Annotated in this window: 23 protein-coding genes; 6 read left to right on the top strand and 17 right to left on the bottom strand. The window is 51.9% G+C overall.

The genetic code is table 11. The features are described from left to right. The first annotated feature begins 15 nt into the window (after positions 1 to 15). Positions 16 to 651, top strand: coding sequence for a high frequency lysogenization protein HflD (gene hflD, locus J1836_RS14165; protein WP_207251787.1), 636 nt, complete (start codon positions 16 to 18; stop codon positions 649 to 651). Here the strand turns inward: hflD and pyrF are convergent. The 15 genes from pyrF to J1836_RS14240 all read right to left on the bottom strand — a co-directional run bounded on the left by pyrF (position 648) and on the right by J1836_RS14240 (position 14059). Then, the gene (pyrF, locus tag J1836_RS14170) at positions 648 to 1337 is read right to left on the bottom strand and encodes an orotidine-5'-phosphate decarboxylase (protein ID WP_207251788.1); all 690 of its coding nucleotides are present in this window, start codon (positions 1335 to 1337) and stop codon (positions 648 to 650) included. The genes hflD and pyrF overlap by 4 nt on opposite strands. A 17-nt stretch (positions 1338 to 1354) precedes the next feature. Continuing rightward, positions 1355 to 2503 carry a hypothetical protein gene (locus J1836_RS14175; RefSeq protein WP_207251789.1) on the bottom strand — a complete coding sequence of 383 codons (1149 nt, stop codon included), beginning with the start codon at positions 2501 to 2503 and terminating at the stop codon, positions 1355 to 1357. A gap of 71 nt (positions 2504 to 2574) precedes the next feature. After that, positions 2575 to 2880 carry an integration host factor subunit beta gene (locus tag J1836_RS14180; protein ID WP_207251790.1) on the bottom strand — a complete coding sequence of 102 codons (306 nt, stop codon included), beginning with the start codon at positions 2878 to 2880 and terminating at the stop codon, positions 2575 to 2577. A 79-nt stretch (positions 2881 to 2959) separates the two neighbouring features. Continuing rightward, entirely contained in the window at positions 2960 to 4627 is a 1668-nt protein-coding gene (gene rpsA / locus J1836_RS14185) for a 30S ribosomal protein S1 (protein WP_207251791.1), read from the bottom strand. Positions 4628 to 4750: 123 nt separating this feature from the next. After that, positions 4751 to 5404 (bottom strand): (d)CMP kinase, encoded by a 654-nt coding sequence (gene cmk, locus J1836_RS14190; protein ID WP_207251792.1) that lies wholly within the window; start codon positions 5402 to 5404, stop codon positions 4751 to 4753. Positions 5405 to 5476: 72 nt separating this feature from the next. Beyond that, positions 5477 to 5989 carry a hypothetical protein gene (locus tag J1836_RS14195; RefSeq protein WP_207251793.1) on the bottom strand — a complete coding sequence of 171 codons (513 nt, stop codon included), beginning with the start codon at positions 5987 to 5989 and terminating at the stop codon, positions 5477 to 5479. Positions 5990 to 6107: 118 nt separating this feature from the next. After that, complete coding sequence (gene aroA / locus J1836_RS14200) at positions 6108 to 7463, bottom strand: 3-phosphoshikimate 1-carboxyvinyltransferase (RefSeq protein WP_207251822.1); 1356 nt, start codon at positions 7461 to 7463, stop codon at positions 6108 to 6110. Continuing rightward, positions 7432 to 8310 carry a prephenate dehydrogenase gene (locus J1836_RS14205; RefSeq protein WP_207251794.1) on the bottom strand — a complete coding sequence of 293 codons (879 nt, stop codon included), beginning with the start codon at positions 8308 to 8310 and terminating at the stop codon, positions 7432 to 7434. The genes aroA and J1836_RS14205 overlap by 32 nt, the downstream gene beginning before the upstream one ends. After that, positions 8307 to 9437, bottom strand: a complete 1131-nt coding sequence (gene hisC, locus J1836_RS14210; protein ID WP_207251796.1) for a histidinol-phosphate transaminase — start codon at positions 9435 to 9437, stop codon at positions 8307 to 8309. The genes J1836_RS14205 and hisC overlap by 4 nt, the downstream gene beginning before the upstream one ends. An 86-nt stretch (positions 9438 to 9523) precedes the next feature. Further along, positions 9524 to 10870 carry a DEAD/DEAH box helicase gene (locus J1836_RS14215; RefSeq protein ID WP_207251797.1) on the bottom strand — a complete coding sequence of 449 codons (1347 nt, stop codon included), beginning with the start codon at positions 10868 to 10870 and terminating at the stop codon, positions 9524 to 9526. A 7-nt stretch (positions 10871 to 10877) separates the two neighbouring features. After that, complete coding sequence (locus J1836_RS14220; protein WP_207251798.1) at positions 10878 to 11363, bottom strand: CYTH domain-containing protein; 486 nt, start codon at positions 11361 to 11363, stop codon at positions 10878 to 10880. Next, positions 11363 to 12331, bottom strand: a complete 969-nt coding sequence (locus tag J1836_RS14225; RefSeq protein WP_278189496.1) for a beta-ketoacyl-ACP synthase III — start codon at positions 12329 to 12331, stop codon at positions 11363 to 11365. Before J1836_RS14225 ends, J1836_RS14220 begins: the two co-directional genes overlap by 1 nt. Then, complete coding sequence (plsX, locus tag J1836_RS14230) at positions 12328 to 13356, bottom strand: phosphate acyltransferase PlsX (protein ID WP_207251799.1); 1029 nt, start codon at positions 13354 to 13356, stop codon at positions 12328 to 12330. The genes J1836_RS14225 and plsX overlap by 4 nt, the downstream gene beginning before the upstream one ends. 85 nt (positions 13357 to 13441) lie before the next feature. Beyond that, a complete protein-coding gene (rpmF, locus tag J1836_RS14235) occupies positions 13442 to 13636 on the bottom strand; it encodes a 50S ribosomal protein L32 (protein WP_207251800.1) in 195 nt (64 codons plus the stop codon). Positions 13637 to 13642: 6 nt separating this feature from the next. Beyond that, positions 13643 to 14059: a YceD family protein gene (locus J1836_RS14240; protein WP_242632859.1), complete on the bottom strand. Its 417-nt coding sequence runs from the start codon at positions 14057 to 14059 to the stop codon at positions 13643 to 13645. A 203-nt stretch (positions 14060 to 14262) separates the two neighbouring features. On the opposite strand from J1836_RS14240, the gene J1836_RS14245 reads away from it, so the two are divergent. Next, positions 14263 to 14850 carry a Maf family protein gene (locus tag J1836_RS14245; protein ID WP_207251803.1) on the top strand — a complete coding sequence of 196 codons (588 nt, stop codon included), beginning with the start codon at positions 14263 to 14265 and terminating at the stop codon, positions 14848 to 14850. On the opposite strand, the gene aroE is transcribed toward J1836_RS14245, so the two are convergent. Continuing rightward, entirely contained in the window at positions 14836 to 15672 is an 837-nt protein-coding gene (aroE, locus tag J1836_RS14250; protein ID WP_207251806.1) for a shikimate dehydrogenase, read from the bottom strand. The two genes, J1836_RS14245 and aroE, sit on opposite strands and share 15 nt — an antisense overlap. A 113-nt stretch (positions 15673 to 15785) precedes the next feature. Here aroE and J1836_RS14255 point away from each other — a divergent pair, with 113 nt between their 5' ends. Next, positions 15786 to 16073, top strand: a complete 288-nt coding sequence (locus J1836_RS14255) for a hypothetical protein (RefSeq protein WP_207251807.1) — start codon at positions 15786 to 15788, stop codon at positions 16071 to 16073. Here J1836_RS14255 and J1836_RS14260 read toward each other — a convergent pair. Then, positions 16056 to 16745 carry a Uma2 family endonuclease gene (locus J1836_RS14260; protein ID WP_307792583.1) on the bottom strand — a complete coding sequence of 230 codons (690 nt, stop codon included), beginning with the start codon at positions 16743 to 16745 and terminating at the stop codon, positions 16056 to 16058. The genes J1836_RS14255 and J1836_RS14260 overlap by 18 nt on opposite strands. On the opposite strand from J1836_RS14260, the gene J1836_RS14265 reads away from it, so the two are divergent. From J1836_RS14265 to J1836_RS14275, 3 genes are all read left to right on the top strand, one after another. Next, the gene (locus tag J1836_RS14265; protein ID WP_207251809.1) at positions 16640 to 16936 is read left to right on the top strand and encodes a transposase; all 297 of its coding nucleotides are present in this window, start codon (positions 16640 to 16642) and stop codon (positions 16934 to 16936) included. The two genes, J1836_RS14260 and J1836_RS14265, sit on opposite strands and share 106 nt — an antisense overlap. Beyond that, on the top strand, positions 16933 to 17397 hold the full coding sequence (locus J1836_RS14270; protein WP_207251810.1) for an IS3 family transposase: 465 nt from the start codon (positions 16933 to 16935) through the stop codon (positions 17395 to 17397). Before J1836_RS14265 ends, J1836_RS14270 begins: the two co-directional genes overlap by 4 nt. A gap of 156 nt (positions 17398 to 17553) precedes the next feature. Then, positions 17554 to 17886 carry a transposase gene (locus J1836_RS14275; protein ID WP_207251811.1) on the top strand — a complete coding sequence of 111 codons (333 nt, stop codon included), beginning with the start codon at positions 17554 to 17556 and terminating at the stop codon, positions 17884 to 17886. Positions 17887 to 17980: the final 94 nt, after the last annotated feature.

A 17980-nucleotide genomic window follows, 5' to 3' on the forward strand; every position in this document is an offset into this window, starting at 1 on the left:
ATTTGATAAAACCCTGTGGAAGCCAATACTCGCAACCGAACCATCGCCCTTGCCGCCTTATTCCAATGTGTGGAAGGTGTCAGCCAAATCGCCGCCAATGGCAAAATCGACAGTGAATTGTTTGAAGCGTGCCTCAACAGCGTGTTGACCGAAGACAATCATTCCGCTGAAGCGCTGTATGGCGGCATTGGCAAACTGCGTACTGGCTTCAAAGTGCTGATGCATCAACTCGGCGCAGGCAATATGACACCCGATGGCAAACCCAAAGACATCGAAGCCACCCGTTACGCTGTCAACTTGCTGTATCTGGAAAAGAAACTCGCCAACGACCCCGATATGTTCCAAACCCTGCTGAAGAATATCGAAACAGCTCAACAGCAACTGGACTTCTTTGCGATGACGCACCCCAATATGGTGGCTCGCCTCGCCGAAATCTATACCACCACCATCAGTACCTTAGGACCACGCATTATGATCAAAGGTGATCAAAGCCACCTTGCCAATCCAGAAAATGCGGCAAAAATTCGGGCATTACTGCTGGCAGGGGTACGAGCGGCATTACTGTGGCGGCAAGCAGGTGGCAATCGCTGGAAGCTCATCTTCTCACGCGGCACGATGCAAAAAGAAGCCCAACATCTACTTAGCACTTAAGCCAAATCGGCGTTAATTTGCACAATCACCGCTTGCGGATCAACCGCCTGCGTAATCGGGCGTCCCACCACCACGTAACTCACACCGGCTGCCTTGGCTTGCGCAGGTGTCATGACGCGGGATTGATCCCCCTGATCACTGCCTGTGGGGCGAATACCCGGCGTTACCAATAAGAAATCTTCACCTAACGCCTGCCGTAACATGGCTGCCTCTTGCGCAGAACACACCACGCCATCCAAACCACTGCTAGCGGTCAGTTGTGCCAAATGTTGCACTTGCTGCACGGGTTCTGCGGATACGCCTGTGCCAGCCAATTGCGCCTGATCCATTGAGGTCAACACCGTTACCGCAATCAACTTCGGAGGATTTTCCACACCCTGCAAGGCTTCTCGTGCAGCGGTCATCATCTTCGCACCACCAGAGGCGTGTACATTGATCATCCACACGCCTAAACCCGCCGCCGCTTTACACGCCGAAGCGACGGTATTGGGAATATCATGGAATTTCAGATCCAAGAATACGTCGAAACCCCGTCCAGTCAGTTGCCGTACAAACTCAGGGCCTGCCGCCACGAACAATTCAAAGCCGACCTTGAGCTTGCATTGTGCCGGAGTCAGCGGTGCGACAAACGCCAAGGCTTGTGCAGCAGTGGCAAAATCAAGGGCAATAATTAAACGGCTAGACATGCAATATTCCTAAAAAGTTAAACGTTACTGACCGTATCCCACTGATGGCAAGCAGGACAGCGCCACAAATAACCGTGCATTTTATACCCACACTGGGCGCACTGGAAATCCGGTTGGCTGGCAGATAAGCGCTGCAAGGCGGTTTGCAATTGTGGTATATCGCAAATTTTTTCCTCTTGCCACAAATGCGCCAATACATCGCTGGAATGCACCAAAGTATTCAGCGTGGGCTTGCCCTTGGTTAAATGCTCTTCAACCTGTGTGCGCATCTCGGTAATTTTGCCCAATTTACGTGCTAATTGCAGTAAATAGCCAAACAACTTGGCATCCTGCGTTTTGGTAAAGGCGTGTTGAACAAAGCTATACAGCCGTTCCAGCTCATCTTTATGGTTAAAATTATTCAGCAACTGGTTAAATAACACACCTAGCAAGCGCGTATCTTTTTCAATCGCTTGGCGGTAAAACTCCAACGCCTCCTCGCGTTGGGCGCGGGCATACGCCAAATCGCCTTTGGATACCAACACACGCGCCGAGGCAGGGTAAGCCTTCGCTGCTTTTTTAATGGTTTCTTCGACACGAAACAAGTTTTGCTTTTGCAATTCTTGCGTCGCCAATTCGCAATAATAGTGTGCAATCAAACGACTACGATCTACTTTACTGCGCTGCTGAGCGTATTGAGTAATCTCAATCGCCTTATCCCATTCGTGCAATTGCTCGTAAATATTGCGCAATGGCTCACATGCATCCGCGTGTTTCGGGTCATCTTTGAGCAATTCTGTGAACACACTTTCAGCACGATCCAACAAACCTGCCGCAAAAAAGTCTTCACCCAATGCTAGCATTGCTGAGGCACGCTGCGCCTTACTGAGATCCGAACGGGCGACTAGGTTCTGGTGTATCCGCAACGCACGGTTGATTTCGCCGCGATTGCGAAACAAATTACCCAGCAACAGAAAAGTATTGGCGGTGTATTCGTCAATATCAGGGTAATTGAGAAAGACATCCAACGCCTTGTCAGGTTCTTCACTCAATAAATAGTTAATGCCTTGCACAAAACGCACGGAAATATCCTTGCGTTGTTCTTGGCGCCCTTTGTAGCGCTTACGCGCGGCTTGCCAACCGGAATAAAAAGCGATGGGCAATAATAAAAATAGAATTTCTTGCATAATGCCTTAGACGTAAAAAAGGAGGCTTAGTGCCTCCCCTTCCGTGATTGCGGTGTGCAATCGATAGATATTTAATCCTGAATCGGGAAACCAACCCGCGATTCATTCACGCGTTCCCGCAATTCTTTACCCGGTTTGAAATGGGGCACGTGCTTAGGTGGCAACGCAACCTGATCACCCGTTTTTGGATTACGCCCCTTACGGGCGGAACGATGATGCAGAGAAAAACTGCCAAAGCCACGGACTTCGATACGTCCGCCACTCGATAATGCTTCACTCATTTTTTCGAGCAACAGTTTGACAGACGATTCCACGTCCCGACTGCTAAGATGGCTTTGCTTGCGTGACAAAATATCAATGATTTCAGACTTGGTCATCCATTCCACTCCTGAACAAGCGACGGGAAGTTAGTAATGTTGGCCATCCTTGGCCTACTTGTCATCCTGACCGATAGGCTTATTCGCCCATCTGTTCCTTGAAGATGTCACCCAAAGAGGTACCAGAGCTGGTAGAACGACCCGTGTATTCACGCATCAAACGTGATTCATCTTCATCATCCTTCGCCTTGATAGACAGGTTGATGGAGCGAGTCTTGCGATCAACACCCATGAATTTCGCTTCAACGGTATCGCCTTCTTTCAGCAAAGTGCGAGCATCTTCAACGCGGTCGCGTGACAGTTCGGAAGCACGCAGGATGCCTTCGATGCCTTCGCCCAAATCGATTTTCGCAGCTTTAGGCGTGACTTCAACCACAGTACCTTTCACAACGCTGCCTTTAGAATGGGCTGCCACGAAGTTGGAGAACGGGTCTTGTTCCATCTGCTTGATGCCAAGAGAAATGCGTTCACGCTCAGGATCAACTGCCAATACAACAGCTTCAACTTCGTCGCCTTTCTTGTAGCTACGCACGGCTTCTTCGCCAGGCACGTTCCAAGAAATGTCAGACAAGTGAACCAGACCGTCGATACCGCCATCCAGACCGATGAAGATACCGAAGTCAGTGATGGACTTGATCTTACCGGAAACGCGGTCGCCCTTGTTGCGAGTACCAGCGAATTCATCCCAAGGGTTAGCTTGGCATTGCTTCATACCCAAGGAGATACGGCGGCGTTCTGCGTCGATGTCGAGAATCATGACTTCAACTTCGTCACCCAAGGTAACAACCTTAGCTGGGTTAACGTTTTTGTTCGTCCAATCCATTTCGGATACGTGAACCAGACCTTCAACACCGTCTTCGATTTCCACGAAGCAGCCGTAGTCGGTCAGGTTGCTGACCTTACCAAAGATGCGCGTGCCAGACGGGTAACGACGTACCAGATCTTGCCATGGATCTTCACCCAATTGCTTCAGACCCAGTGAAACGCGGTTTTTGTCGCGGTCGAACTTGAGGACTTTAACGTCGATTTCGTCACCGATATTAACGACTTCAGAAGGATGCTTGACGCGCTTCCAAGCCATATCGGTGATATGCAACAGACCGTCGATGCCGCCGAGGTCGAGGAACGCACCGTAATCGGTGAGGTTCTTGACCACGCCTTTGATGACTTGACCTTCTTGCAGGTTTTCCATCAGCGCGTCGCGTTCTGCACTGTATTCTTCTTCAACGACTGCACGGCGTGAAACCACGACGTTGTTGCGCTTCTGATCCAGCTTGATGAGCTTGAATTCCAGTTCCTTGTTTTCCAAGTAAGCAGTGTCGCGAACTGGACGTACATCAACCAGTGAGCCTGGCAAGAAGGCGCGGATATCGCTGAGTTCAACAACGAAACCACCTTTGACTTTACCTGTGATGATACCGGTGACGATTTCATCATTGGTGAAGGCTTCTTCCAGAATTTCCCAAGCACGCAGACGACGCGCTTTTTCACGGGACAGGCGCGTCTCACCGAAACCGTCTTCGACGGTATCCAATGCTACTTCAACCAGATCACCAACCTTAACAGTGACTTCGCCGCGTTCATTTCTGAACTGCTCAGCAGGAATGACACCTTCAGATTTCAGGCCAGCACTCACGATAATAAAATCGGAGCGGACTTCGAGAACTGTTGCATTCAGCAGAGCGCCGGGCTGCATTTGGGTGTAGGAAAGGCTCTCTTCAAACAGTTCAGCAAAACTTTCAGTCATGAATAAAAATACCTGTAAATAACGTGGTTTATCGTCACGGCATCCTGCGTTGACGGGTTAAAACGCAAAAAGCCCAGACTTCCTGTCAGGGCTCCCTAGAAAATAATGTATTCAATGAAATGCTTAAGCGATGTAGTGCAACACGGTGGCAAAAACTTCGGCTTGATCCAACGAACTGGTGTCGATAACTAACGCATCAGCGGCAGGTTTTAAGGGAGCTACCGGGCGGTTAGTATCACGTTCGTCGCGAGCATTGATGTCTTGAATCAAGTCACAGAGTTTAGCACTAAGTTCTTGTTGGCTCAACTGTTTCAGGCGACGTTCTGCACGGATTTCCGCACTAGCAGTCAGGTAAAATTTATGCGGCGCATCAGGAAACACCACAGTTCCCATGTCACGCCCATCGGCAACTATACCGGGGAGCTGGCGAAAGTTGCGCTGCAAGGTCAACAATGCAGCACGCACAGCAGGCAACGCGGCGATTTGCGATGTCGCACTGGCACAGATTTCATTACGAATATCGCTCGTTACCTTCTCGCCATCCAACCACGCATCACCTTCTTTAAACTCAATATTGAGTGTAGGAATCAGCGCAGCGAGGGTATTTTCATCCTGTAAATTCACACCCCGCCGTAACGCTGCCACCGCTGCAACACGGTAAATCGCGCCACTGTCGAGCATGTGCCAGCCGAGCTTATCCGCCAACATACAAGCAATAGTGCCTTTGCCAGCCCCAGCCGGGCCATCAATCGTAATAACGGGAATCGTGTTGTGCATGGAAAAAACCAACGGTCTGAATCGGGGAGAACGAGGATACTACACAATCTCGATGACGCAATACCCGTTCACTTAAGCGCAGTAAAAAATATGTGGCGTTTGACCATACGTCAGGGTATAGCTTCCCAATGAACTTCCGTCAGCTTTCGAGGTAATCTCCAGCGTCATGGTGTTGCCTTTGACATTCCCACTGTAGGTGACATCCTGCGGCTTCGGCAGCAATTCGGGGTCAGCGGGCATCACCCCCATACGGCGCGTCAACGTGCCATCCACCGAGAAATTGCCTTTGGCATTGGTGCGAATCGGTTGATCAATACTGCCGGACGCACACCCAAACTCTAGCGATGCACCGTTTTTGTTGACCGTCATGCCGATTTGTTCACCGCCCCAACCGCCCGTTTTCACGCTTTTATTGCCGTGACCTTTCGTTTGGCATAACAAGCGCGACACGATGGATTCCATGTTGGCATCATTCGCGTGCAGGTCACGCGCTTGCAGCTTGGTGGAGGGTGTTTTTTTATCGGCAAGCAAAGCGGGGTTTGCTTGCGAACCTGAAGCGACTACCGCGCTATTCACATTGATCATTTTGCTACTCCTTACATCACGCAAACATCCTGTCTGTACTAACACTAGGAGCAGACAGGATGATACAGCGTAGCTAATGACTCAAACGGCAGTGAACCGCTTACGAACGGTGAGCAGATTAAGCTATGGTGATTTTCACACCAGCGTTTGCTGCCAGCGCTACAAAGCCGGGGAACGAGGTATTCACATTGGCGCAATCATTGATCGTAATCGGCTGAGTAGCGCGTAATGCTGCCATCGCAAACGACATCGCAATGCGGTGGTCGCCGTGACTATCAATCGTGCCGCCCGTGAAGTTGCCGGGGTTGATGACAATACCATCTGACGTAGGTTGTGCATCGACACCGCACGCAAGCAAACCATCCGCCATTACTTGAATCCGGTCACTTTCTTTGACACGCAATTCTTCTGCTCCCGTCAGCACGGTCTGCCCTTCCGCAAACGCTGCCGCGATAAACAAAGATGGGAATTCGTCAATCGCTAATGGCACTAGGGCTTCAGGAATTTGAATACCTTTTAAGGACGCAGCACGCACCCGAATATCCGCCACGGGTTCGCCGCCGACTTCGCGCTCATTCAGCACGTCGAGGTTCGCCCCCATCAAGCGCAAAATGGCGATCACGCCCGTGCGAGTCGGGTTCATACCAACGTGTTCAATCGTCAGGTCAGAACCGGGGGCAATGCTTGCTCCCACCATGAAAAAGGCAGCGGAGGAAATGTCAGAGGGTACATCAATATCCGTTGCAGTCAGTTTGCCACCACCTTGTAGGCTAATGCGATTGCCATCGGTTTTCACCGCATAACCAAAGCCGCGCAACATGCGTTCAGTATGGTCACGGGTTGGCGCTGGTTCAGTCACCGAGGTTTCACCTTGTGCATACAAACCCGCCAGCAACAGCGACGATTTCACCTGTGCGCTTGCCATCGGCATGTCGTAATGGATACCGTGCAACGGGCTGCCGCCATGTACCAATAACGGCGGCGTGCCGGTGGCGGTCGCATCAATCTTCGCACCCATGCTGGCTAAGGGCACTGTCACGCGCTTCATTGGACGTTTGGAAAGTGAAGCATCGCCCGTCATCCGCACATCAAACGCTTGCCCACTCATCAAGCCGGACATCAAGCGCATGGATGTACCGGAATTGCCCATCTCCAAATCGCCCGACGGAGCATGCAAGCCATGCAGCCCTACCCCGTGGATGGTTACTTTGCCATCATCGGTAGGGCCTTCGATGTTCACGCCCATGATGCGAAACGCATTCAGGGTACAAAGACAATCTTCACCTTGTAGGAATCCGCTGACGTGGGTTGTGCCTTCCGCCAGTGAACCGAGCATGATGGAACGGTGCGAAATGGATTTGTCGCCGGGAACACGCACCTTGCCTTGCAAGCTGCCACCGGGTTGGACGTTGAATTGTAGATTGGTGCTGGAATGGCTCACGTTATTGTTCCTGCTTTTCAAATTGGGCAACATAATTGTCACGGGCTTGTTTGGCTCTGGTCATGCACTGATGCAGGGCTTCGCCATCTTGCGCCGCAATCATGTCGTAAAAATTCCCAAGATTGTCTTGGAAATCGGCAATCACCGCGAGAATCGCTTCTTTATTGGTCAGAAAAATATCCCGCCACATCACCGGATCACTCGATGCAATGCGGGTGAAATCGCGAAATCCACCTGCTGCATAGCGCAGAATATCTTCACGCTGCGGCATGTTCAACAAGGTATCCACCAGCGAAAATGCCAGCAAGTGCGGCAAATGGCTGGTCGCCGCCAATACCTGATCGTGCAATTCAACGGGCATGGATTCCAACACTGCACCCGTGACGCGCCACATCGCCTCCACCTTCGCAACAGCATCGGCATCCGTGTGCGCCTGCGGTGTCAGAATCACACGGCGGTTAACGTACAAATCAGCAATCGCTGCTTCCACTCCGCTTTTTTCACGCCCCGCAATCGGATGTCCCGGCACAAAACGCGTGAAATTTGCGCCGAATACTTGCGCCACTTCCGCCACGATACTGCCTTTAGTGCTACCTGCATCGGTCAGAATAGCATCCGCAGGCAACGCTGGTTTGATCTGTTGCAACAAGTGCCGCATCGCGCCCATCGGCACAGCCAGCAACACCATATCGGCATCGCGTACCGCCTCCGCAGGGTCAAGGCTAAAGCTGTCGATCACGCCCAACTCCACGGCTTTTTGCAAGTGCACCGCATTGCGACTGCACCCCACCACCGTTTTGCAGAAATGCGCTTCGCGCAATGCCAGTGCCAATGATCCGCCGATCAGCCCGACACCAAAGATAACCAGTTTGTTAATCACGCGTTAAGAACCTTTTGCAAAGCATTGATACAACGCGTATTTTGCGCTGCTGTGCCGACCGTAATCCGTAAATGTTGCGGCAACCCGTAACCCCCGATCGGGCGCACAATCACGCCTTCGCGCAGCAATGCCTCGTATAAGGGCGCTGCTGGACGCTGCATATTGATGGTGATGAAATTGCCCACCGTCGGCATGTATTCCCAGCCATTTTCTGCACATGCCGCAAACCATTGCTGCAAACCTGCCGCATTGGTTACCACGCTTTGTTGCAGAAATTCATCGTCATCTAACGCCGCTTGCGCGGCTGCCAATGCCAGCGAATTCACATTAAACGGCTGACGCACTCGATTCAGCATATCCGCCACTGTGGGGCTAGAAGCTGCATAACCCACGCGTAACCCCGCCAAACCGTAAATTTTCGAGAAAGTACGCGTCACAATTAAATTCGGGAATTCATCCAACCATGCCAACGCATTGGGGAATTCAGGGTCTTGCACGTATTCGGTGTAAGCCTCATCAATCACCACAATCACATCGGTCGGTACGGTTTGCAAAAAGCGGTGTAAATCGCTTGTGTTTAACCACGTTCCGGTCGGATTATTGGGATTAGCAATGAAGACCACGCGGGTGTTATGCGTGATTTTCGCCGCAATATTCGGCAAGTTATGCCCGTAAGGCATCGCGTGATGCGTGGGTGAATTGGCTCTCGCCATGCGTAACTCAGCGCCAACGGCTTGAATCGCAATCGGGTACACCGCAAACGCAAATTCCGAAAACACGGCAGAACAGTCTTTATCTAGGTAAGCGCGAGCAATAATATCCAGCACATCGTTAGAGCCATTGCCCAAGGTAATTTGCTTGCTGTTTAAACCAAACTTCGCCGCAATCGCTGCTTTTAACTGATAACCGCTGCCATCAGGATACAGCTCCAGCGTTTGCAACGCCGCATTCAGCGCCGCTTGCGCTTTCGGGCTGCTGCCCAAAGGATTTTCGTTGGATGCCAGTTTGAGGATATTGGTAATCCCCAGTTCGCGTTCCAGCTCTTCGATGGGTTTACCGGGCTGATAGGGTTGCAAGGCTTGCACGCCCGTTACCGCCAGTGTTTTGAAATCAACAGTCGTTTGCATGATTGGCCTGAATAAGCAAAAAATCAGTCAGGCATTCAATCACAGCCAGCCGCGCTTGCCAAGAGCAGCGGCTGACAATGCGGGGTTTACGCGACCGCTTTCGGCTTGTTCGGGCGACGACGACGCGGCTTGCTCGCTGCGGCACCTTCCGCTTTCTTCACCGGCGGCAAACCAGCCGCTTTGCGGACATCACTCTTCTGCGAGCTGCTACGACGGTTGGCGGGGCGATGCTGCGCAGGGCGAGGACGATCCGCTTCCGCATCTTTGGCAATCTCGGCGGCAGTCAACGCACGAGTTGGCGCAACGCTGATCGTGGGCAACGGTTCACGTGGCAATTGCTGCTTAATGAGCTTTTCAATGCCTTTGAGGAAACCGTATTCTTCCGGTTCGACCAAGGAAATCGCTTCACCCGTCGCGCCCGCACGCCCAGTACGCCCGATGCGATGCACGTAATCTTCCGACACGTTCGGCAACTCGAAGTTGATCACGTGTGGCAATTGTTCAATATCCAAGCCACGCGCCGCGATGTCGGTCGCTACCAGCACGCGAATATTGCCTTGCTTGAAATCCGCCAGAGCTTTGGTACGTGCGCCTTGGCTTTTGTTGCCATGGATTGCCGCTGCGGTGACGCCATCGCGTTCCAGCTTTTCCGCCAAACGGTTCGCGCCGTGTTTGGTGCGCGAGAATACCAACACTTGTTCCCACTGATTTTCACGGATCAAGTGGCTCAGCAACGCTGTTTTACGCGCTTTATCCACCAAGAAAACCGATTGTGTCACCGTATTTGCCGCTGCATTGCGTGGGCTAACTGAGATTTGCACGGGGTTATTCAATAAACCCTTGGTCAGCGCCACGATGTCATCGGAGAAGGTCGCGGAAAACATCAAAGTTTGGCGACGTTTCGGCAACAACGCCAAAATTTTGCGGATGTCGCGGATGAAACCCATGTCCAACATACGATCCGCTTCGTCCAGCACCAGCATTTCCACTTGGGAAAACTTCACCGCATTTTGGTCGTATAAATCCAGCAAACGCCCCGGTGTTGCCACCAGAATGTCTAAGCCACGACGTAACGCCATCATTTGCGGGTTGGCACTCACGCCACCGAACACGACGGTAGAGGTCAGTGGCAGGTTTTTGCCGTAATTGCGCACACTTTCGCCGACTTGAGCCGCTAGTTCGCGGGTCGGTGTCAACACTAAAGCACGGATGTGGTTGGATTTTGGCTGATTGCCATTAGCTGAGAGCAAATGCAGCATCGGCAAGGTGAAACCAGCGGTTTTACCTGTGCCCGTTTGCGCCGCAGCCATAATGTCGCGACCGGAAAGGACGGCGGGAATGCCTTGTGCTTGGATAGGGGTTGGGGTGTCATAACCCTGTTCGCTGATGGCACGCAACAGCGGCTCGGACAAGCCGAGTTCAGAAAATAGCATTGTTTAATTAACCTCGTTCCTCAGCCGACCATTGGCTGTAGGGATATTGCGTAAGACGGACGTTGTAATAGCGTTCCAAATGGGAAACGTCTGCACCTGCCCAAACGGGCATGGGGATTACGTCGTTCGGTGCATCGAGTTCGACTTCCGCGACAATTAAGCCTGCGTTGTCACCGTGGAATTCATCGATTTCCCACAGTTTGCCGCCAAACTCGACGAAGTGGCGGGTCTTTTCAATCAGTGGGCGTTCGCACAACTGATCTAACAATTCCGTCGCGTCAGGCAACGGGATTTCGTATTCGTATTCAAGGCGTTGAATGCCCAAGGTCATGCCTTTTATATTGAGCGTCGCGGTGTCATCAGCAATGCGCACCCGCACGGAGGCACGTTTGCTGCTGCTCAAATAGCCTTGGCGGAAGGATTCGGAGCGACTGATTAAGGCTCGCCACGCATCCGATACCAGCAAAAATTTGCGTTCGATTTCGGTCGCCATTAGAACTTCACTAAGGCCGAACCCCACGTAAACCCACCACCGAAGGCTTCCAGCAAGATGATTTCACCGCGCTTGATGCGTCCGTCACGCACGGCAGTATCCAATGCCAACGGCACGGAGGCAGAGGAGGTATTGCCATGCGTTTCGACCGTGACCACAACGTGATCCATCGACATATCCAATTTTTTCGCGGTGGCTTGAATAATGCGGATATTGGCTTGATGCGGCACTAACCAATTCACATCGGCTTTGGTCATGCCATTGGCTTCCAGTGTTTCATCGACAATGCGCCCTAAGGTATTGACGGCAACCTTAAAGACTTCGTTGCCGCGCATTTGCAGTTGCGGACCATCGCGTTGCAATACGTCTAAATCGCGCGAAATGCCACCGTTAACGTTTAACAACTGATCGTAAGCACCATCAGCATGAACGTGTGTAGACAAGATACCCGGTTCGTCACTGGCTTCAATCACCATAGCGCCTGCACCATCGCCGAACAAAATGCACGTACCACGATCTTCCCAGTTCATGATCTTCGACATAGCTTCTGCACCCACAACCAGAGCGCATTTGCTTGTGCCAGTGCGTACAAACTTATCAGCAATACTCAAGGCAAATACAAAGCCAGCACACGCAGCATTGACATCAAACGCCGCAGCACCATTGCGAATACCGAGCTTGCTTTGCAACAAACACGCCGTACTTGGAAACACTAAGTCGGGGGTGGATGTCCCGACAATAATCAGATCAACATCTTCAGGGCGTTTCCCCGCCATTTCCAAGGCACGACGGGCAGCGTGTTCTGCTAGATCGGAGGCGCTTTCCGTTTCGACGACGTGACGTTCACGGATACCAGTACGTTCAAAAATCCACTCATCGGTGGTATCGACCATTTTTTCGAGGTCTTTATTGGTCAGAATTTTTTCTGGCAAGTAACTGCCAGTACCAGTAATACGTGAATAGATCATGCTGTCTGCCTCTGTACGAGCAAATTTTCTAACTGCTTGTGAATACGCTGGGGGACTTTTTCGATAATTTCGGTGCGGGCAATGCTAATCGCATTAGCATACGCCACACTATCTGCGCCGCCGTGGCTTTTAACCACAATACCCTGTAGCCCCAGCAAACTTGCACCATTATACCCTCTAGGATCAAATTTGTTGCGGAATGATTTCAACACGGGCAAGGAAATTAACGCGGCTAATTTAGTAAACAGGTTGGCTTTAAAACCTTGCTTGAGGTGCGCGGAAATCATTTTTGCCAAGCCTTCGCTGGTTTTGAGCGCGACATTGCCTACAAAACCGTCGCACACCACCACATCGACATTACCAAGGTAAATGTCGTCTCCTTCCACATAACCGATGTAATTCAAGGGACTACCTTGCAACAGCGCATTGGCAGCTTTAACTTGCTCATTACCTTTGATGGCTTCTTGCCCGATATTCAGCAAGCCGACGCGGGGGTTAGGGTTATTGTCGATGGCTTTGGTGAGCTCTGAACCCATGAGGGCGAACTGGTAGAGGTGTTCCGCTTCCGAATCGACGTTTGCACCCAAGTCGAGCATGTGGGTATGCCCTTTCATTGATGGCAGAATGCTGCAAATCGCAGGACGATCGATACCGGGTAAGGTTTTTAAGACGAAACGTCCGGTTGCCATGAGAGCGCCGGTATTGCCTGCACTCACCGCTGCATCCGCTTCACCCGCTTTCACCAAATTAATGGCAACCCGCATAGAGGAATCTTTTTTGTTTTTCAGAGCAGTAGCAGGGGCTTCATCCATCTGCACCACTTGAGACGCGTGGTATATGCTGAGATTGTCCGTCGGTGTGGCTTTATGTTGCGTCAATGCGGCATTGATCTGAGTTTCATCGCCCACCAAGATCAACGCAATATCCTTGTGTTGTTTCAAGGCTTCTAAAGCGGCAGGTACTACCACTGACAGCCCATGATCCCCACCCATCGCATCCAGCGCGATGCGATACCGTTCAGCCATACTATCCCCTCTCCTGAAAAAAAATCGCGGGTCAAGCCCGCGATTCTGTACGATTTCGTTGTGAAAAAGCGTAGCGTGTTACCACTTACGCTTCGTCATCCGCTGCAACCGCCGTTTTAATGATCTGACGACCACGGTAAAAACCGTCTTTGGTCATGTGGTGACGCAGGTGCGTTTCACCTGAAGTAGCATCCACTGACAAAGTAGGGTTAGAGAGTGCGTCGTGTGAACGGCGCATACCGCGTTTTGAACGAGTCATTCGAGCTTGACCGACTGCCATAGTCTGTTACTCCGGTTTTTTCCAATTTTTTAACACTGCAAAGGGATTTTTTTTGGCACTAGCCGCAACATCCTCTTGCTCATTTTCTGTAACAGGCTCATCCGACGGCAAGGCTTCAATCAACTTGCGCAACGGTTCACACTGCTCATGCTTTGCCACGAGGGGCAGAGCCAGAAGAATTTCATCTTCAACGAAATCCTGTATAAACAGCCGTTCATCCTCGATCAACCAAGCCTCTAAGCCTTCTTGTTCGGGACGTTCATCCGACTCAAACGTTGTCAGTGCTACTTGTAGGGGCGCATCAAGGTCAATCGTCACGGGCTGCATACAGCGTTGGCATTCCAACAGTAGTTTGCCACGGATATGTCCTTTGATCATTGGGCGACCACCAGCACTGCGGGTGAAGTCCAATGTTACTGCCATATCCTCCGTTCCATCTAAAGCAAGCGCCGCTAAACGCGGTAATTGCTGCAACGGCACAACACCGGCTAAGCATCTTCCTTGCTCAACCAGTTTAAAGGGATTAACGTCTACGGGTAGTCTGTTCAACATAAGCGCGGGATTATATGAATCCAGCCTATAATGTGTAAAGAAATTTCTGTTTTTTTATTGGGATACTCTAAACGATGACGCGAACTTTGATCCTTGGCTCGACCTCCCCTTATCGGCGCGAACTGATGCAACGCTTGCATTGCCCCTTCGAGACTGCCGCCCCTGACATCGACGAAACCCGTCTGGATGGCGAGAGTGCGCGTGACATGGTGTTACGCTTATCCTTACAAAAAGCGCAAGCCGTCGCGGCACAACACCCTGATGCGTTGATTATTGGTTCGGATCAGTGTGCAGTTTTACACGAGCAAGTGATCGGCAAACCCGGTAGCCATGCCAATGCCATGCAGCAATTGCAGCATTCATCAGGGCAAACCGTCGCATTCCTAACGGGCTTGTGCTTGTATGACAGCCGTGATGGCTCGTATCAGTTGGATGTCGTGCCGTTTGCGGTGGATTTCCGCGAATTGAGCGATGCTGAGATTGATGCGTACCTGCGCAAAGACCAGCCGTACAACTGTGCAGGCAGTTTCCGTTCGGAAAGTTTAGGGATTACCTTATTTAAGCGTATGCACGGCGACGACCCCAGCGCCTTGATGGGGTTGCCGCTGATTCGTTTGAGTGAAATGCTCAAACAGGCGGGCGTGGATTTACTGGCAGCTTAACTCTTCCCGCAATTGCGCCAACACGGGCGCGGTGTCAGGACGCACACCGCGCCAGATGCAAAACGCTTCTGCCGCTTGCTCAACCAACATCCCCAACCCATCCAAGGCTTGGACTGCGCCTTGCCCCCTGCCCCATGCCACGAATGCCGTGGGCTTGACGCTGTACATCATATCGTAAGTGCAACCGCCACTTGCCAAACACCCATCGGGTAGTGGCGGTAACTCGCCCTGCAAGCTGGCAGCCGTACCATTAATGATCAGATCAAATTGCCCACTGATGTCTGCAAAGCCACCGCCGGAGACTTGCCTGAACGCAGCAAAATCGTGCGCTAATTCCACCGCTTTATCGGCAGTACGGTTGGCAATGAACAAACTGGCGGGTTGCGCTTCCAGCAAGGGTTGCAATACGCCGCGCACTGCACCACCTGCACCCAGCAGCAAAATGCGTTTGCCCTGCAAGCCAATACCGTGGTTTTGCTGCAAGTCGCGCACGATACCGATACCGTCGGTGTTATGCCCGACCATCGTGCCATCATCGCGGAATGCCAGCGTATTCACGGCTTTGGCACGGGCGGCGTAATCGCTGAGTTCGTCCGCCAGCTCCCACGCTTCTTGCTTGAAGGGCACGGTGATATTGCAACCTTTGCCGCCTGCGACGAGGAACATCATTACGTCTTGGGCAAATTCTTCCGGCTCGGCACAGATTGCGCCGTATTCCACCGCTTCGCCGGTTTGTGCGCCGAATAGGGTATGGATGCGCGGGGATTTGCTGTGGGCAATGGGGTTGCCGAAGACCGCGTAGTTATCAACCGCCTTAGTCATTATGTTATTCAATCAAAAACACTCCAATACACCAGATAATCTATCGCAGCATTATCTACTAAAAGCCTATCACCATCCATCCCAGCACACAGCATTGCGACCTGTATCTGGCTTTGGTGTCGGTAGAAGAATCCGGCTATGCGGAATACAGCGGTTCGTATGGGCGCAAAAAACGCTACTGGGAAGAGGACGAAGAAGAAGATGATGGTCTGCCCCACCGCCTGCATAGCCTTGCTGCCAACCAAGCCAAGCTGGATGTCAGCATGACCACCCTCAAATCGGGGCGGCCTTATACGCTGCGCTTCGTCAAGACGCAGGCCAGCTATGAGCGCAAAGTGGCACAGCGCCAGCGGGATGAGGCAAATCGGGAATGCTTGCTGGGCTTACGTTTGGGTATTTGATTCTGCCCAAAACACGCGCATGTTGGCGTTATCCACGCGCTCGTAAATGGCTTCGACCGCGACCGTTAAGCCGATGGATTCCAGCGTGACGGTTGAGCCGGGGTAGTAATAGGTAGAACGCCATGCCTCGCTGCGCCGTTGTACCACCACTTCGGCAATGTCTTGCTCGATCAGCACGTATTCCAACAAGCTGGGCAAGGCGAGGTATTCGGCGCGTTTTTCGGTTTTATCCTTGCGGTGGGTGCTGCCAGATAGCACCTCCACAATCAGAATCGGGCTTTCGCGGACATAGGTATCTTGCGAGGGGTCATCGTCACACACCACCATCAAGTCGGGGTAGCGAAAACGCTTGGCGGTGGTTTTTACCAGCATGTCACTGGTCATCGGTTCACAAGGTTTGCCGCGCTGATGACTCCAAATCAATGCATATAAATTGCCAGCAATACGGTTATGGTTGGCACTTGCCCCCGCCATTGCATACGCTTTCCCATCGACGTATGATCTAGCCCAGCAAACCCGGACACCGCAAGAAGTGAGTACACTATACTCGACACTTGAGGTAAAAGATGAAACCAAGCAAACCAACCACCAAGCCTTACACACGGCGTTCCGCAAGCTACAAAGAGGAAGCCCTGAAGCTAGCCGATCGCATTGGTTACGCAAAAGCAGCACATCAACTGGGTTTACATGAATCGCAACTCTACGGCTGGCGAGCCAAACAAACGCAGCAGCAAACGGTTAACAGCCGTGAACAAGAGCAAGCGGCTGAAATAGCCAAACTCAAACGCGAACTGCTGATCGCCCAAGAAGAGGTCGCCATCCTAAAAAAGGCCAGCGCGTACTTTGCGAGACAGCTCAAGTGAAGTACGCGTTTATTCAACAACATAGCCGTGAATTCTGCATTCCCCGTTTATGTCAGGCGTTGGGTGTTGCCCGTAGTAGTTACTATGAATGGCTGGAGCGGCAATCCAAACCCCGGCAACGTGAGCAACGCCAGGCAATGCTCGATACACGAGTAGCCACCGCTTTTCAGGTCAAAAAAAGCTGCTATGGTGCCTGGCGCTTATGTCAATTACTGGCGAAGGATGGATGGTGTTACAACCGTAAAACCATTGCCAACAGCATGAAACGTCAAGGATTAGTCGCCAAGGCGGCACGGAAATTCAAGGCAACCACCCATAGCCGCCATTCATTGCCCGTGTCGCCCAACCTGCTGGAACAGAACTTTACCGCGACTGCCCCAAATCAGAAGTGGGTCGGTGCCCCCTATGTCAGGCTAGTTGTCGCCTTTATTGATTTTGACAATTGGGGACGGAATGGATAAAAACATGCCACGTTATGCTACCGAACGCAAAACCACTGTGCTGAACAAGCTATTGCCCCCGCACAACCGTCCGATACCCGTTGTGCCCAAGCCGAAGGCATCAGCGAAGCCACCTTGTATAATTGGCTGAAACAAGCCAGAGAGGAAGGACACGTCGTGCCGGGAAGTGGAAAAGCCAGCCCTGAAAGCTGGAGTGGTGAAGCGAAATTTGCGGTCGTGCTGGAAACCGCCGGTATGAATGCCAGCGAAGTGGGCGAATATTGCCGCAGCAAAGGTTTATACCCCGAACAAGTAGCCCGCTGGAAACAAGCCTGTGTCGCAGGTGTAGGTACTGGCGAGCAGACAGGGAGTGAATCCCTCAAACATGCCCGCAAGCAAATCCGCCAACTGGAGAAAGACCTGCGGCGCAAGGAAAAAGCCTTGGCAGAAAGTGCAGCCCTGTTGATATTGCAAAAAAAGTTCAATGCGCTGTGGGAGGACGCGGAATGATGACCATACCCCAACAGCGCGAAACCGTGGTCAATCTGGTGGATGAAGCCGTAACCGCTGGTGCAAGGCGCAGCCCCGCCTGCCAAGTGGTTGG

This window comes from Thiothrix fructosivorans (assembly GCF_017349355.1).
In the GTDB taxonomy this organism is placed as follows: Bacteria; Pseudomonadota; Gammaproteobacteria; order Thiotrichales; family Thiotrichaceae; genus Thiothrix; species Thiothrix fructosivorans.